Source organism: Streptomyces sp. NPDC034049 (assembly GCF_055575575.1).
The window spans coordinates 466,047-480,843 of sequence record NZ_JBVISJ010000005.1 but is presented as its reverse complement, the minus strand read 5'-3'; the positions used below and the strand labels follow the sequence as shown (position 1 = coordinate 480,843).

The following is a 14,797-nucleotide window of genomic DNA, read 5'->3' as shown; positions in this document are numbered from 1 at the left end:
GTTCAGATCAGGCGGGCCGACTGGCCCCACGGTCAACTCTTCTCCACTTGGGGAACACATGCGCACAAGAGCCACTGTGGCCGCCGTTCTCGGCGCCCTGGCCTGTTCCACCCTCGGGATGCCCGCCGCACAGGCGGCCGACGCGGCGGCGACGAGCGGTACGCCGTACACGCTGAACGTCAGCTTCTCGAACTTCAAGATCGCCAAGTCCGTCAAGGTCGGGGTCGGCGGCACGGTCAGCACCCCGGTCTCCTTCACGCTGACGCACGGGTCGGACGTCAAGGTCACCGCCGGGGACTTCTTCGTCGAGCCCTTCCTCTACCGCGGCACCTTCGGCGACGACAGCACCCCGCAGCTCTTCGGCGACGACTTCGCCACCTGCAAGGTCACCACCACGACCACCGAGAGCTGCACCGGCACCATCGACATCCGGCCGGGCGAGGGCGATCTGCTCAACTCCCAGGCCGGGACCTGGAAGACGGGCGCCGACGCCATCGCCTTCAACGGCCAGGACCCCACGAGCAGCCAGATCGACTACAGCAAGGTCGGCTACAAGGAGCAGAGCGGGTCGGCCTCCACCCTCGTCCAGCGCCTCGCGAAGCTGACCGTCAACGCCGGGCCGGAGCCCGTCACCAAGGGCCGGACCGTCACCGCGACCGGCAAGCTCACCCGCGCCGACTGGCAGAGCCACACCTACAAGGCCTTCGCCAAGCAGCCGGTGAAGCTCCAGTTCCGCAAGGCGGGCACCAGCACGTACACCACGGTCAAGACGGTCTACTCGGACGCCTACGGCAACGTGAAGGCCACCGGCACCGCCACGTACGACGGTTACTGGCGCTTCAGCTACGCCGGCGTCACCACGACGGCCCCGGTCAACGCCACGGGCGACTACGTCGACGTGAAGTAGCCGGCCCGCGGGGCTCGCGTCCGGCGAGGGGTGTCGTGGTCGGTCGTCGGCCGCGGCACCCCTCGCCGCACGGTCAGAGCGCCGGGAAGAGCAGGGCGAAGAACAGCCACAGCAGGACGGCCCAGAAGAGCGCGGCCGCCAGCGACACCAGCAGGGAACTGCGCCACCTCAGCACCAGGAACGGGAAGAGCACCAGCGCCGCCCAGTGGCCGGCCACGTCGATGGAGATCCGGGCCGCTTCGCCGAGGGTGCCCGCGCGGCCGGTGGCGATGTGGCGCAGCAGCCGCTGCGAGGCGAAGCCGTACAGGCCGAAGACGACCGGGAAGAACCACAGCGGGGTGATCGAGACCAGCTCGGACTCGGAGAACTCGTCGAACATGACCAGGTAGACGAGCCCGGCGGCGAGGAGACCCCCGATCAGCGTGGTCACGTAGAGGGCGGTCAGCGCGGGCGGCTCGGCGGTGCCGGCCGGGACGGGCAGGCACCGGCGCGGCGTAGGGGACGTCGGGCGAGGGCACCCGGGCCACCCGGGCCACCCGGTGACAGTGGGGGCAGCGGACGTCCTGCCCGACGCGATCGGCCGGGGCCGCGATCAGATGCCCGCACGGGGCGTGGAACTCCACCGGCTGATCCGGGTTCACAGGACGCTTCTCCCCTTCGCGACGACATCGGTCAGAGGCGAGGACGCCGGCCGCGCGGGTCCGGTTTCCCCTACGCGGGGAAGCGCCTGTCCACCCACCTCCACAGGAACTCCAGGACCGCGGCGGCCCCGGCCGCGACGGCGACCGCCGTCCACGGCATCGTCGTACCGACCAGGCGCAGCGCGAAGAAGTCCTGGAGCCAGGGGACGACGAGGACCAGCAGGAAGGAGGCGCTCATCGCGGCGACCAGGCCGAGGCGCCACCAGGTGTAGGGGCGGGCGACGATGGCCAGCACCCACATGGAGATCAGGAAGAGCGTGAGGGTGGCGGCGCTGGTCTCGGCCGCCAGCGCGCCCTCGCCCGTGTAGTGGTGCCGGGCGAGCAGATAGGTGGCGAAGGTCGCCAGGGCGGCCAGGACGCCGCCCGGGATGGCGTAGCGCATCACCCGGCGGACGAAGTGGGGTTTCGCCCGTTCCTTGTTGGGGGCGAGGGCGAGGAAGAAGGCCGGGACGCCGATCGTCAGGGTGGAGAGCAGCGTCAGATGGCGGGGGAGGAAGGGGTACTCCACCTGCCAGCAGACGACCAGGGCGGCGAGCAGCACCGAGTAGACCGTCTTCACGAGGAAGAGTGTCGCCACGCGGGTGATGTTGCCGATCACCCGGCGGCCCTCCGCGACCACCGACGGCAGCGTCGCGAAGCTGTTGTTCAGGAGGACGAGCTGGGCCACCGCTTTCGTCGCCTCCGATCCCGAGCCCATCGCCACCCCGATGTCGGCGTCCTTGAGCGCCAGGACGTCGTTCACCCCGTCGCCGGTCATCGCGACCGTGTGGCCGTGCGACTGGAGCGCGCCGACCATGTCCCGCTTCTGCTGGGGGGTCACCCGGCCGAAGACGGTGCCCGAGTCGAGGGCCGTCGCCATCTCCGGGTGCTCGGCGGGCAGCCGGCGGGCGTCGACCACCTCACCGGCCAGGCCGAGCTTTCCGGCGACCGCGCCGACCGACACCGCGTTGTCGCCGGAGATGACCTTCGCCCGGACGTCCTGCTCCGCGAAGTAGCGCAGGGTGTCGGCGGCGTCCGGGCGCAGTCGCTGTTCGAGGACGACGAGGGCGGTGGGGTGCGCGCCGGTCGCGACGTCGGGGTCGTCCAGCTCCCTGGTCACCCGGGCCAGCAGCAGGACCCGTAGCCCGTCCTCGTTCAGCCGTTCGGTCTCGGTGAGTGCCGGGTCGTCGTCGGGGAGCAGGACGTCGGGGGCGCCCAGCAGCCAGGTGCTGGACGCGCCGTCGCCCTCGCCGAAGGCCGCGCCGCTGTACTTGCGGGCCGAGGAAAAAGGCAGCGCCTGGGTGCAGCGCCAGTCGTCGCCGTCCGGGCAGGCGTCGATGATCGCCTGGAGCGAGGCGTTCGGCCGGGGGTCCGACCCGCCGAGGGCGCCCAGCACCCGGCGTACGTACGCCTCGTCCGCGCCGCCCAGGGGGCGCAGCTCGGTGACGTCCATGCCGCCCTCGGTGAGCGTGCCCGTCTTGTCCAGGCAGACGGTGTCGACGCGGGCGAGGCCCTCGATGGCCGGCAGTTCCTGCACCAGGCACTGCTTGCGGCCGAGACGGATCACGCCGATGGCGAAGGCGACGGAGGTGAGCAGGACGAGGCCCTCGGGGACCATCGGGACGATGCCGCCGACCGTGCGGGCGACGGAGTCCTTGACGTCGTTCTCCTTCACGATCAGCTGGCTGATGATCAGACCGATCGCGGTCGGGACCATCATCCAGGTGACGTACTTGAGGATGGTGGAGATGCCGGAGCGCAGTTCGGAGTGGACCAGGGTGAAGCGGCTCGCCTCCTCCGCCAGCTGGGCCGCGTAGGCCTCCCGGCCGACCTTGGTCGCGGTGAACGCGCCGCCGCCCGCGACCACGAAGCTGCCCGACATCACCTGGTCGCCGGGTTGTTTGACGACTGGGTCGGCCTCACCGGTGAGCAGCGACTCGTCGATCTCCAGGCCGTCGGTCTCCGCGCACTCCCCGTCGACGACGATCTTGTCGCCCGGCCCGATCTCGATCAGGTCCCCGAGGACGATCTCGGAGGTGCCGACCGACGCGGCGACGCCGTCCCGCCGGACCGTCGGCCTCGCCTCGCCGATCACCGCGAGGGAGTCGAGGGTCTTCTTCGCCCGCCACTCCTGGACGATGCCGATGCCCGTGTTGGCCAGGATGACGAAGCCGAAGAGGCTGTCCTGGACGGGTGCGACGAAGAGCATGATCACCCAGAGGACGCCGATGATCGCGTTGAACCGGGTGAAGACGTTCGCCCGGACTATGTCCACCGTGGAGCGGCTGCTCCGTGCGGGTACGTCGTTCACCTCGCCGCGGGCCACCCGCTTCGCCACCTCGGCGGCCGTCAGACCGCGCGCCCGCCTCGTGTCCACAGGGGCCGGGGCGGTGGTGGGGTGCACAGGATCGAGGTCGGTGCCCGCGTCGATGTGCGTCATGCATTCGACGTTACGTGCGGATTTGGGGGTTCACCCACCGAGTGCGCGAAAGATCCGACCTGGGGAGGACGGGGAGGGGGTGGTGTGGTGCCGTGGTCGTACGGGAGCGTCCGGCCGGCCGGACGACCGGGTGGGGGGCGCCTGTTCGGCGGGTGGAGGGCGGCTATTCGGCGGGTGCCGCGCCGGCGGCCTCGGTGCCCTCCTCGGTGGCCGCGTCCCCCTTGGCGGCCGCGTCCCGCTTGATGGCCGCGTCCCGCTTGCGCACGAACCAGATGCCGTAGAGGCCGAGCCCGCCGCCCGCGAGGCAGGTCCAGATCCACCAGGTGCGCCCGTGGTCCTCGAACCAGCCGTAGAACGGGAGCTGGACGACGAAGAGAACGAACCACAGGATCGTGCCGCCGGTGATGGTCGCGACCACGGGCCCCTCCAGGGGCTCCGGCGCCTCGTGCTTGGGGGTCCACTTCGCCATGGGCACAGCTTACGAGGCGCGCGGGTCTACGCGCGGAGATGGCGTTCGACGCAAGGTATGTTCATACTGAAACGGTTTCTGATTGGCTGCTTCTGTTCGTAGAAAACTCCAACAACGGCCGGGTGGTCTGTTGGGGATGAGGTCTCGCATGTCCCCGCAGGGCACCCCTGGCACCCTCGACCGCCACTTCAGGATCACGGAGCGCGGCAGCACGCTGTCGCGCGAGGTCCGGGGCGGGTTCGCCACCTTCTTCGCGATGGCGTACATCATCGTGCTCAACCCGATCATCCTGAGCAGCGCGAAGGACATGTACGGGCATCAGCTGGACTACGGCCAGCTGGTCACCGCCACCGCGGTCACCGCCGCCTTCACCACCCTCCTCATGGGTGTCATCGGCAATGTGCCGATCGCGCTGGCGGCGGGGCTCGGCGTGAACACGGTCGTCGCCCTCCAGCTCGCGCCGCGCATGTCGTGGCCGGACGCGATGGGCATGGTGGTGCTGGCCGGTTTCGTCGTGATGCTGCTGGTGGCGACGGGACTGCGGGAGCGCGTCATGAACGCCGTGCCGCTGGGCCTGCGCAAGGGCATCTCCATCGGTATCGGCCTGTTCATCATGCTGATCGGGCTGGTCGACGCCGGCTTCGTCACCCGGATCCCGGACGCCGCGCACACGACCGTGCCGCTCCAGCTGGGCGCGGACGGGCACCTCGACGGCTGGCCCGTGCTCGTCTTCGTCCTCGGCGCGCTGCTCACGCTCGCGCTGATCGTGCGCAAGGTGCCGGGCGCGATCCTCATCTCGATCGTCGCGATGACGCTGCTCGCGGTGGTCGTCGAGGCCGTCGCCAAGCTGCCGGCCGGGTCCTGGGGCCTGACCACCCCGAAGTGGCCCGGCAACCCGGTCGCGACCCCCGACTTCGGGCTGCTCGGCGAGGTCAGTCTCTTCGGCGGCTTCGGCAAGGTCGGGCTGCTGACGGGCGTCCTCTTCGTCTTCACGGTGCTGCTGTCGTGCTTCTTCGACGCGATGGGCACGATCATGGGCGTCGGCGACGAGGCCAGGCTGACCGACGCGGACGGTCAGCTGCCGGGCATCAACAAGGTGCTCTTCGTCGACGGCATCGCCGTCGCGGCCGGTGGTGCCAGCTCCTCGTCCGCCACGACCTGCTTCGTGGAGTCCACGGCGGGCGTGGGCGAGGGGGCGCGCACCGGGTTCGCGAACGTGGTGACCGGCGCGCTGTTCGCGGTCGCGCTGTTCCTCACCCCGGTCGCCACGATGGTCCCCTCCCAGGCGGCCACTCCGGCGCTGCTCGCGGTCGGGTTCCTGATCCTCGCGAACTCCGTCCGCGAGATCGACTGGGCCGACTACACGATCGCGGTCCCGGCCTTCGTGACGATGGTGATGATGCCGTTCACCTACTCGATCACCAACGGCATCGGCATGGGCTTCATCACCTTCGTCGTGCTGCGCCTGGCCGCGGGGCGGGGTCGCGAGGTTCCGGTCGCGATGTACGTGGTGTCGGCGGTCTTCCTCTTCTACTACCTGATGCCGGCGCTGGGGCTCACGTGACCCCGTAGAACTTCTCCGTCTCTTCGACGGCGGTCTGGAACCGCTCGTCGAAGTCGTCCCGAATGAGCGTCCCGATCACGTAGTCCTGGACGCTCATTCCCCTTTTCGCCGCGTGGGTCCGGAGCCGGTCGAGCAGCTCCCCGTCTATCCGCAGGCTGAGCACAGTGGTCCCCATGTGTACGAGGGTCAGGTGCGCTCTGGCCTGTCGTGTCATGTTCTGCGTACTAGTCACTCAAATGAGTGATCCGAGGGGCTGGATCGGCATGAGTGGCGGGGCTCACGGGCACGGCTGTGGACCACCGGTGGTCTTTAGCGAGAGTAATGAGTTAGGCTAAAGAACATGCCTGACCTGAACCATGGCGACGACGAGGCCGCTGTGAACGCCCTCCGTTCCGCCGTGATGCGCCTGTCCCGTCGGCTCAAGCACCAGCGGGTCGACGAGTCGCTGAGCCCGACCGAGATGTCGGTGCTCGGCACGCTCGCCCGCTGCGGTACGGCCACCCCCGGTGAGCTGGCCCGCAAGGAGCATGTGCAGCCGCCGTCGATGACCCGGATCGTCGCCCTGCTGGAGAGCAAGGGGCTGGTGAAGCTGGAGCCGCATCCCGAGGACCGGCGGCAGAAGGTGGTCACCCAGACCGAGCGGGCCGAGGCGATGTTGGAGGAGAGCCGGCGCAAGCGCAACGCGTTCCTCACGTCGCTGGTGGAGGGCCTCGACGAGGAGGAGTGGGCCGCGCTGCGGACCGCCGCGCCGGTGCTGGAGAAGCTCGCGCACCTCTGACCCGGGGCCCGGCCGCCGGGTGCGCCGCCGCCGTGGCGGCACGCCGGTACGGCCGCCGGTGCGCCCCGGCATCCAGCCTGTGCGCCGCCAGGGGGCGGGCATGGGCCGACCCGAAAACCAGCAGACAGAACAGGAGCGGTGAGGCTCACGCAACCCCAGGACGTACACGCGTTTCGCGCAAGGAGGCGAACCCCTTTGAGTACGGGCCCCGGAACACCTTCCGCCCCCGCACCCCCGCCCACCCACGAGCCCCCGCCCACCCCCACAGCCCCGAAGGCCCCACCGGATACCGCCGGCCTCCAGCACCAGAGCGAGACGGCTCCGCCGGACATCGCCGGCCGGGAGACCGAGGGGTCGGCTGACCTGCCGGTCGGCGCCGGCCGAGCGGCCGAGAGGGCGACGGCCCGGTCGGATACCGACGGTCAGGCGCATGTGCGGGAGCCCGGCGGCTCCGCGGCGGACGCTCGCGAGCCGGGCGGTTCCTCCGCACCGGCACCCGTCGCGCCCGGCGCTCCTGCCGCGGACGCTCCCGAGCCCGGCGGCGGCTCGGCGGCGCTCCCCGGGCCTCGTGGTTCTGGGGCGCAGGCCCCCGCGTCCGGCGGTGCTCCGGCACACGACCCCGCCTCCGGTGGTTCTCCGGAGCGGATCCCCACCCCCAGTGGCGCTTCGGCGCAGGTGGCCGAACCCGGCGGCTCGACGGCCGTGGGGGACGGTGGGGCCCGGGTTTCCATGTTCCGGTCGTTGCGGGTGCGGAACTACCGGCTGTTCTTCGTCGGGCAGGTCGTGTCGAACATCGGCACCTGGATGCAGCGGATCGCCCAGGACTGGCTGGTGCTGAGCCTGACCGGGTCGTCCACGGCCGTCGGTGTGACCATGGCGCTCCAGTTCCTGCCGATGCTGCTGTTCGGGCTCTACGGCGGTGTGCTCGTCGACCGGTTCCCCAAGCGGCGCCTGCTGTTCGTGACGCAGACGTCGATGGCGGTGACGGGCCTGGCGCTCGCCGCGCTGACGATCTCCGACCAGGTACAGGTGTGGCACGTGTACGTGGCCGCCTTCGCCGTGGGCATGGCCACCGTCGTCGACAACCCGGCCCGGCAGTCGTTCGTCTCCGAGATGGTCGGGCCGGATCAACTACAGAACGCGGTCAGCCTCAACTCGGCGAACTTCCAGTCGGCCCGTCTCGTCGGACCCGCCGTCGCCGGTGTGCTGATCACCACCGTCGGCACGGGCTGGGCCTTCCTCTACAACGGCCTCTCCTTCGTCGCCCCCATCGTCGGCCTGCTGCTGATGCGGACCCGCGACCTGCACCCCGTCCGCACCGCCCCCCGCGCCAAGGGCCAGCTCCGCGAGGGCCTGCGCTATGTGGCCCGACGCCCCGAGCTGCTGTGGCCCATCGTGCTCGTCGGCTTCATCGGCACCTTCGGCTTCAACTTCCCCGTCTGGCTCTCGGCCTACGCGGACGACGTCTTCCACGCGGACGCCGGCTCGTACAGCCTCTTCAACACGCTGATGGCGGTCGGCTCCGTCGCCGGCGCCCTGCTCGCGGCCCGCCGCGGCACCGCCCGGCTGCACGTCCTGATCGGCGGCGCGCTCGCCTTCGGCCTGCTGGAGATCGTGGCGGCGCTGGCCCCCGCGTACTGGATCTTCGCCCTGCTGATGGTGCCGATAGGGATGTTCGGCCTGACGGTGAACGTCACCGCCAACACGGCGATCCAGATGAACACCGACCCCGCGATGCGCGGCCGGGTCATGGCCCTCTACATGATGGTCTTCCTGGGCGGTACGCCGCTGGGCGCGCCGATCGCCGGCTGGGTCACCGACGCGTACGGCCCCCGGCTCGGCTTCGTCGCCGGCGGTGTCGTCGCCACGGTCGCCACGGTCGTCGTGGGGCTGGTCCTGCTCAGGGCCGGTGGGATGCGGCTCTCGGTGCGGTGGCACCACGGGCATCCCCGGGTCGGCTTCGTCCCCCGGCCCCGAGCCGCCGCGGACCACACGGATGTCGCCGTGACGCGGGCGGCCTAGGACCTGTCGTTTGGATCATGCCGACTTCGGCCGACAGCGCCTGATTGCGGCAGATGGGCGTGCCGAGCCCCGCGGCCCAGGCGTGATCCAAACGACAGGCCCTAGGACTGCGAGGGTGGTGGCCATGAGTACGACGAGTACCGTGCGGCTCTTCGCCGCGGTGTTGCCGCCCCCTGAGGTTGTCGAGGAACTCGGCCTGGTGGTCGGGGAGTTGAAGCGGCTGACCGACGCGGACCGGTTGCGGTGGACCCAGCCGCCCGGCTGGCACTTCACGCTCGCCTTCTACGGGGAGGTCGAGGAGGACGTCGTACCGGAGCTGTCGCGGCGGCTGGAGCGTGCCGCGGGCCGGAGCGAGCCGTTCCGGCTGGCGGTGCGCGGCGGCGGGCGGTTCGGGCGCGGGCGGGCCCTGTGGGCGGGGGCCGAGGGGGACGTCCGCGCGCTGCGGATGCTGGCCGACCGGGCGGAGGCGGCGGGGCGGAAGGCCGGGGTGCCGATGGGGGAGCACCGCCGGTACACGCCCCATCTGACGGTGGCCCGCAGCCGGGAGGACATCGACGTACGGCCGCACGTCGCCGTGCTCGACGCCTTCGCCGGGAGTTCGTGGACGGTGTCCGAGCTGGCGTTGGTGCGCAGCCGTCTGCCGGCCTCCGGGGTCGCGGGCGAGCAGCCGCGGTACGAGGCGGTGGCGCGGTGGGGGCTCGGGGCGGCCGGATGACCGTTCGGGCCGCCGGTTAGGCTCGGGGTGTGGACCCGAAGACCCGTAACCGGATCATGGCCGGTGTGCTCGTGCTGATGTTCGCGGTGGTGGCTGTCGCGGCGGCGCTCGGCAGGTGACCGTCGCGTCCCGGCGCGCGCGTCCGTGAGTCGTCCGGGAGCCGTCGGGGAACCGCCGACCGGGCCGGCGTGCGGCGCGGTGGAGCTGGTCGCGCGGTTCCCCGTGCCCCGCGTGCTCAGGGGCGGCCGGCGGTCACCAGGCGAAGGCCTCCGGGGACGGGCCCGGACCCGGGAAGATCTCGTCCAGGGCGGTCAGGAGCTCCTCGCTCAGGGTCAGCTCGGACGCGCGGATCGCGGAGTCGAGCTGCTGGGCCGTACGGGGGCCGACGATCGGGCCGGTGACCCCGGGGCGGGTGAGGAGCCAGGCGAGGGCGGCCTCGCCCGGTTCGACGCCGTGCTTGTCGAGCAGGTCCTCGTACGCCTGGACCTGGGCGCGTACGGCGCTGTCGGCGAGGGCGTCGGCGGCCCGGCCGGAGGAGCGGCGACCGCCCTCGGCCTCCTTCCTGATGACGCCGCCGAGCAGCCCGCCGTGCAGCGGTGACCAGGGGATGACCCCGAGGCCGTACTCCTGCGCGGCCGGGATGACCTCCATCTCGGCGCGGCGCTCGGCGAGGTTGTAGAGGCACTGCTCGCTGACGAGGCCGATGGTGCCGCCGCGGCGGGCGGCGATCTCGTTGGCCTGGGCGATCTTGTAGCCGGGGAAGTTGGACGAGCCGGCGTACAGGATCTTGCCCTGCCGCACGAGTACGTCGACGGCCTGCCAGATCTCCTCGAAGGGGGTGGCGCGGTCGATGTGGTGGAACTGGTAGACGTCGATGTAGTCGGTCCGCAGCCGCTTCAGACTGGCGTCGACCGCCCGCCGGATGTTCAGCGCGGAGAGCTTGTCGTGGTTGGGCCAGGAGTCGGCCGAGGCCGCCATGTTGCCGTACACCTTGGTCGCGAGGACGACCTTGTCGCGGCGGTCGCCGCCCCGCGCGAACCAGTTCCCGATGATGCTCTCGGTGCGGCCCTTGTTCTCGCCCCAGCCGTACACGTTCGCCGTGTCGAAGAAGTTGACGCCCGCGTCCAGCGCCGCGTCCATGATCGCGTGGCTGTCGGCTTCGTCCGTCTGCGGACCGAAGTTCATCGTGCCGAGGACCAGTCGGCTGACCTTGAGGCCTGTGCGTCCGAGCTGTGTGTACTTCATGACTGTCCAGCCAAAACGGTGGAGTGCGCTCTAGGCAAGCGGGAGAGATCCCGACGCGCACGCCTGTCGCCCGACGGGCTCCACGGCGTCAGCGGCGATCCGGGGCACGAGGGCTCTCGGTGGCGACGCTCCGTGAGGCGGGGGCGTCCGCGCGGGGGGTGCGGAGGAGGAAGGGGGTCGTCAGGAGGAGCAGGCCCGCCGCGGCGATCGCGGTGCGGGGGGTGGTGGCGGCCGCGAGGAGGCCCCACAGGGCCGTCAGGGCGGCGATGGTGAGCTTGCCGGTGACGGACCAGGCGGTGAGGGTGCGGGCGACGCGGTCCGCCGGGGTCCGGGTGAGGCGTGCGGCGGCAAGTACGGGGTTGAAGACGGCGATGCAGGTGATCAGCCCGAACTCGACGACCATGACGAGCGCGAGGCCGGCCGGGCCCGCGCCGATGAACGCCAGCCCCAGCGGCCAGCACACCCGCAGCGTGCCGGCGACCCGGATCACCTTGTCCTGGCCGTGCCGGGCGACCAGACGGCGGGAGAGGCGCGAGCCGATCAGGCCCCCGACGCACGGGACGGCGAAGGCGAGGCCGTACTGCCAGGGCGCGAAGCCGAGTTGCCCCACCATGAGGATCACCAGCAGCGGCGCCGGGGCCATGATCAGGGCGTTGACCAGGACGGAGTTGAGGAAGAGGGGACGCAGGGACCGGTCGCGGAGGATGTACCGCCAGCCGTCGAGGAGATCCCCTGCCCGGAGGCGGGGCGTGATGCCCGTGGCCGGCGTCGTGGTCGGCGTCGTGGTCGGCTTCGTGAGGGGTTCCGGTTGCGTCGGGCGGGTCGGGTGTGGCTCCTTGTCGCCGATCGCTCGGATGCCGAGGGCCGAGAGGACGTAGCTGCCGGCGTCGACCAGCACGGTGACGACCGGGCCGAAGAGGCCCATCGCGGCGCCGCCGAGGGGCGGGCCGAGCATGGTCGTGGTCCAGGTGGTGGCCTCGAAGCGGCCGTTGGCGTCCACGAGGTGCTCCTGGGGGACCAGGAACTTCAGATACGCGCCGCTCGCCGCCGTGAAGGTGATGTCGGCCACCGCGACGACCATGGAGACCAGGAGGAGCTGGGGGAAGGTGAGCAGGTCGAGGGCGTAGGCGACGGGCACGGACAGCAGGGTCGCGCAGCGGACCAGGTCCATCGTGATCATCACCGGGCGCTTGCGGCGGAACTCCACCCAGGGGCCGAGCGGTACGGCCACGGCCGCGCCCACCGCCAGCCCGGTGGCCGCCAGCGCCGAGACCTCGGTGGGGCCGACGTGCAGGACCAGCACCGCGATCAGGGGGAGCGCGTCGAACGACAGCCGGGTCCCGAACGCGCTGACCGTGTACGCCGCCCACAGCCACCGGAACTCCCGCCCCAGCCCCTCGCCCCGCGTCATCCGCCCCGCCCCGCATCCACCACCGCCACGTCCGACCGGGACATCCAAGCGAGCGCGGGGCGACCGATCAAGCGGGGGGTGCCGGATCCGGAGAGGCCGCGGTCGACGCCGTCAGCCTCGGGGGAACTCGGCGGTCGGAAGGACCAGGCCGAGGTGGGTGGTGGTCATGTCGACGTCGCCGCCGTAGGTGACGGACAGGTCGCTGACGTAGTCGCCGTCCTTGGGCTGGGTGAACAGCCGGCACTTGCCCGCGTACGGGTCGGCGATCAGATGTATCCCTCGGGGACGGGCATCTTCTCGAGCCGCTCGAACATCTCGTCGAGCTGGCGCGTGTTGTCGCTCTCGGCCATCGCGATCCTGTCTGCAAGGACGGTCATCGTGGCGCTCCTCCCCGGCCGCCCCTCGATCGAGGACGGCCGCGCAGTACAACGATACGCACGGTGACCAGGGCACAGGCCGCGCGACTCCGCGCCGCGACGGCTCAGGAGTACGACGGCTCAGGAGTACGGCAGTTCGTACGGTCCCCCCAGGTCCCATGCCTCGTGCATCGCGTTCGCGAAGGTCGCCGCGATCTTGTGTTCGCCGGAGGCGTTGGGGTGGGTGCCGTCGTAGGTGTCCCGGTGGATGTCGTACGACGGGGGCGGGGACGCCAGCAGGAGGGGTGAGCGGGGTTCGTCGAGGTCGGCGGCCGTCTTGGCGAGGAGTTCGTTGAAGCGGGCGACCTCGGCGGCGAACGGGGCGTCGGACTCGGCGCGGACGTTCGGGGTGACCGGCAGCAGGACCATGCGGAGGTGCGGGGCGGCCTCGCGGGCGGCCTCGACGAAGCGGCGGGTGTTCTCGGCGGTCTGCTCGGCGTTGGTGTAGAAGCCCAGGTCGATGAGGCCGAGAGAGACGAGGAGGACATCGGCCCGGTGGGTGCGGACCGCGTCGGCGATCAGCGGGGCCATGTGGAGCCAGCCCTCGCCCCAGCCCGCGAGGTGGGCACGGGGGAAACGCGGGTCGGTGCCGGCGTACTCGTACGACGTCGGGGCGTCCGTCGCCTTGTCGTAGAGCGTCTCGCGCGGCCCGACGATCCCGAAGGGGCCGTCGTACGTCGTGCGCAGGTGCTGCCAGAACCGGTAACGCCACGTGTGTTCGCCCGCGCTGCCGATCGTCATGGAGTCGCCTACGGGCATGAACCTGAGCATCCGCTCATCATGAACGATGGCTACCGACGGGTACGACCTCTGGCGAAGAACAACCCTGTGAACCCCGCCACGTGGCCTCTCGGAGGAGCAAGGGGCGCAGCCCCGGCTCCTCCAGGGGCGCGGGGAACTGCGCGAGAAGCCCCACCGGGCCCGCACCCGGCAACGCACCCGTCCCCCCACGACGCTCCCCCACCCCACCCAGCGGAGCGAGATGGCAGTCTTGGCCCCATGCGCCGTCGCCCCCTCAACCGCCCGCACCCCCTCCGCCGGTTCCGCCGGTTCCGCCCGTTCCGCGTGGCCCGCACCGGCTTCGCCGGCCTCGCGGGTCTCGCCGCGCTCCTGCTCGCCGTCCTCCCGGCCGCGCCCGCGGTCGCCGACGACGACGGGTTCACGATGCAGGACTCGCGGATCACCGAGTCGAGCGGTCTCGCCGCGTCCCGGCAGCACCCGGGGGTCTACTGGACCCACAACGACAGCGACGACGGGGCGTTCCTCTACGCCGTCGACAGCAGGACGGGCAAGACGGTCGCCACGGTCACGATGACGGGCGTCGGCACCCCGAGGGACGTCGAGGCGATCTCGATGGGCCCCGGCAACAAGCTCTACGTCGGCGACATCGGCGACAACCTCGGCGGCACCTGGGCGTACGTGTGGATCTACGAGCTGCCGGAGCCGAAGGAGCTGAAGGACCAGACGCTCAAGGCCACGCAGTACGTCGTGAAGTACGAGGACGGGGCGCGGGACGCGGAGGCGCTGATGGTGCATCCGAAGACCGGGCGGGTCTACATCGCCGACAAGAACGAGGCGGGTGGATCGCTGTACGAGGGCCCGGCGGAGCTGTCGTCCTCCGGCACCAACGTGTTCAAGAAGGTCGCGTCCGTCCCCGATCTGGAGGTCACGGACGGCGCGTTCTCGCCGGACGGCAAGCAGCTCGCCCTGCGCGCGTACTTCGGCGGCATCCTCTACGACTGGAACGGCGGCAAGATCAAGAAGGTCGAGCGGCTGAGTGTGCCCCTGCAACGACAGGGGGAGTCGGTGACCTTCCGCACCGACGGCTCGAAGATCATGTACGGCAGTGAGGGGTCCGGCAGTTCGGTCGTCGCGCGGGAGGTGCCGGGCGGCGGCTCCAGGAGCGGCGGCTCCGGCTCGTCGTCCTCCGACGGGGGCGGTTCCGGCACGACCACCGCCGACGGCGAGGGCAACGGCTCGACCCTCAAGGTCGGCGCGCTCGCCGTGGCCGGCGCGGTCGTCGTCGTATGGGGCTTCCGCCGTCTGCTCCGCCGCCCGTCGTCCTGAGCGACGACCGTCGGCGGCCGTGACGTCGTATCCGCCTGCTGCCTGCTGCCTGCTGCCTGCTGCCTGCTTGCCCGTGCGGCTGC

General features: G+C 71.2%; 13 protein-coding genes. 6 read left to right on the top strand and 7 right to left on the bottom strand.

Going from position 1 to position 14,797, the window contains the following annotated elements:
• The first annotated feature begins 58 nt into the window (after positions 1-58).
• The gene (locus ACZ52C_RS18285) at positions 59-907 is read left to right on the top strand and encodes a hypothetical protein (RefSeq protein WP_469075669.1); all 849 of its coding nucleotides are present in this window, start codon (positions 59-61) and stop codon (positions 905-907) included.
• Between the two features lie 73 nt (positions 908-980).
• Here the strand turns inward: ACZ52C_RS18285 and ACZ52C_RS18280 are convergent, their stop codons facing one another.
• The 3 genes from ACZ52C_RS18280 to ACZ52C_RS18270 form a co-directional block, all read right to left on the bottom strand.
• Positions 981-1,337 (bottom strand): hypothetical protein, encoded by a 357-nt coding sequence (locus tag ACZ52C_RS18280; protein WP_469075668.1) that lies wholly within the window; start codon positions 1,335-1,337, stop codon positions 981-983.
• A 281-nt stretch (positions 1,338-1,618) separates the two neighbouring features.
• Entirely contained in the window at positions 1,619-4,027 is a 2,409-nt protein-coding gene (locus tag ACZ52C_RS18275; RefSeq protein ID WP_469075667.1) for an HAD-IC family P-type ATPase, read from the bottom strand.
• 163 nt (positions 4,028-4,190) lie between these two features.
• Complete coding sequence (locus tag ACZ52C_RS18270) at positions 4,191-4,496, bottom strand: DUF2530 domain-containing protein (protein WP_469075666.1); 306 nt, start codon at positions 4,494-4,496, stop codon at positions 4,191-4,193.
• Positions 4,497-4,644: 148 nt separating this feature from the next.
• Between ACZ52C_RS18270 and ACZ52C_RS18265 the strand changes: the two genes are divergently transcribed.
• On the top strand, positions 4,645-6,060 hold the full coding sequence (locus ACZ52C_RS18265; protein ID WP_469075665.1) for an NCS2 family permease: 1,416 nt from the start codon (positions 4,645-4,647) through the stop codon (positions 6,058-6,060).
• Here the strand turns inward: ACZ52C_RS18265 and ACZ52C_RS18260 are convergent.
• A complete protein-coding gene (locus tag ACZ52C_RS18260; protein WP_060884252.1) occupies positions 6,053-6,235 on the bottom strand; it encodes a hypothetical protein in 183 nt (60 codons plus the stop codon). The genes ACZ52C_RS18265 and ACZ52C_RS18260 overlap by 8 nt on opposite strands.
• A 165-nt stretch (positions 6,236-6,400) precedes the next feature.
• Here ACZ52C_RS18260 and ACZ52C_RS18255 point away from each other — a divergent pair, with 165 nt between their 5' ends.
• The 3 genes from ACZ52C_RS18255 (at position 6,401) to thpR (ending at position 9,575) form a co-directional block, all read left to right on the top strand.
• Positions 6,401-6,838 carry a MarR family winged helix-turn-helix transcriptional regulator gene (locus tag ACZ52C_RS18255; protein ID WP_045556052.1) on the top strand — a complete coding sequence of 146 codons (438 nt, stop codon included), beginning with the start codon at positions 6,401-6,403 and terminating at the stop codon, positions 6,836-6,838.
• 675 nt (positions 6,839-7,513) lie between these two features.
• The gene (locus ACZ52C_RS18250; RefSeq protein ID WP_469075774.1) at positions 7,514-8,860 is read left to right on the top strand and encodes an MFS transporter; all 1,347 of its coding nucleotides are present in this window, start codon (positions 7,514-7,516) and stop codon (positions 8,858-8,860) included.
• A 142-nt stretch (positions 8,861-9,002) separates the two neighbouring features.
• Complete coding sequence (thpR, locus tag ACZ52C_RS18245) at positions 9,003-9,575, top strand: RNA 2',3'-cyclic phosphodiesterase (protein WP_469075773.1); 573 nt, start codon at positions 9,003-9,005, stop codon at positions 9,573-9,575.
• A gap of 252 nt (positions 9,576-9,827) precedes the next feature.
• Here thpR and ACZ52C_RS18240 read toward each other — a convergent pair whose 3' ends face one another.
• The 3 genes from ACZ52C_RS18240 to ACZ52C_RS18230 form a co-directional block, all read right to left on the bottom strand.
• Entirely contained in the window at positions 9,828-10,820 is a 993-nt protein-coding gene (locus tag ACZ52C_RS18240; RefSeq protein WP_469075664.1) for an aldo/keto reductase, read from the bottom strand.
• Positions 10,821-10,908: 88 nt separating this feature from the next.
• Positions 10,909-12,231: an MFS transporter gene (locus ACZ52C_RS18235; RefSeq protein ID WP_469075663.1), complete on the bottom strand. Its 1,323-nt coding sequence runs from the start codon at positions 12,229-12,231 to the stop codon at positions 10,909-10,911.
• Between the two features lie 497 nt (positions 12,232-12,728).
• On the bottom strand, positions 12,729-13,418 hold the full coding sequence (locus ACZ52C_RS18230; protein ID WP_469075662.1) for an SGNH/GDSL hydrolase family protein: 690 nt from the start codon (positions 13,416-13,418) through the stop codon (positions 12,729-12,731).
• 228 nt (positions 13,419-13,646) lie between these two features.
• Here ACZ52C_RS18230 and ACZ52C_RS18225 point away from each other — a divergent pair, with 228 nt between their 5' ends.
• On the top strand, positions 13,647-14,714 hold the full coding sequence (locus ACZ52C_RS18225; protein WP_469075661.1) for a WD40 repeat domain-containing protein: 1,068 nt from the start codon (positions 13,647-13,649) through the stop codon (positions 14,712-14,714).
• The last annotated feature ends 83 nt before the right edge of the window (positions 14,715-14,797 follow it).

What these genes read in the sequence shown, in the direction of transcription:
- ACZ52C_RS18255 (WP_045556052.1), top strand. Translation starts at nt 6,401, where the DNA reads ATGCCTGACCTGAACCATGGCGACGACGAGGCCGCTGTGAACGCCCTC.
- ACZ52C_RS18265 (WP_469075665.1), top strand. Translation starts at nt 4,645, where the DNA reads ATGTCCCCGCAGGGCACCCCTGGCACCCTCGACCGCCACTTCAGGATC.
- ACZ52C_RS18235 (WP_469075663.1), bottom strand. Translation starts at nt 12,231, where the DNA reads ATGACGCGGGGCGAGGGGCTGGGGCGGGAGTTCCGGTGGCTGTGGGCG.
- ACZ52C_RS18275 (WP_469075667.1), bottom strand. Translation starts at nt 4,027, where the DNA reads ATGACGCACATCGACGCGGGCACCGACCTCGATCCTGTGCACCCCACC.
- ACZ52C_RS18285 (WP_469075669.1), top strand. Translation starts at nt 59, where the DNA reads ATGCGCACAAGAGCCACTGTGGCCGCCGTTCTCGGCGCCCTGGCCTGT.
- ACZ52C_RS18240 (WP_469075664.1), bottom strand. Translation starts at nt 10,820, where the DNA reads ATGAAGTACACACAGCTCGGACGCACAGGCCTCAAGGTCAGCCGACTG.
- ACZ52C_RS18270 (WP_469075666.1), bottom strand. Translation starts at nt 4,496, where the DNA reads ATGGCGAAGTGGACCCCCAAGCACGAGGCGCCGGAGCCCCTGGAGGGG.
- ACZ52C_RS18225 (WP_469075661.1), top strand. Translation starts at nt 13,647, where the DNA reads ATGCGCCGTCGCCCCCTCAACCGCCCGCACCCCCTCCGCCGGTTCCGC.
- ACZ52C_RS18230 (WP_469075662.1), bottom strand. Translation starts at nt 13,418, where the DNA reads ATGCTCAGGTTCATGCCCGTAGGCGACTCCATGACGATCGGCAGCGCG.
- ACZ52C_RS18260 (WP_060884252.1), bottom strand. Translation starts at nt 6,235, where the DNA reads ATGGGGACCACTGTGCTCAGCCTGCGGATAGACGGGGAGCTGCTCGAC.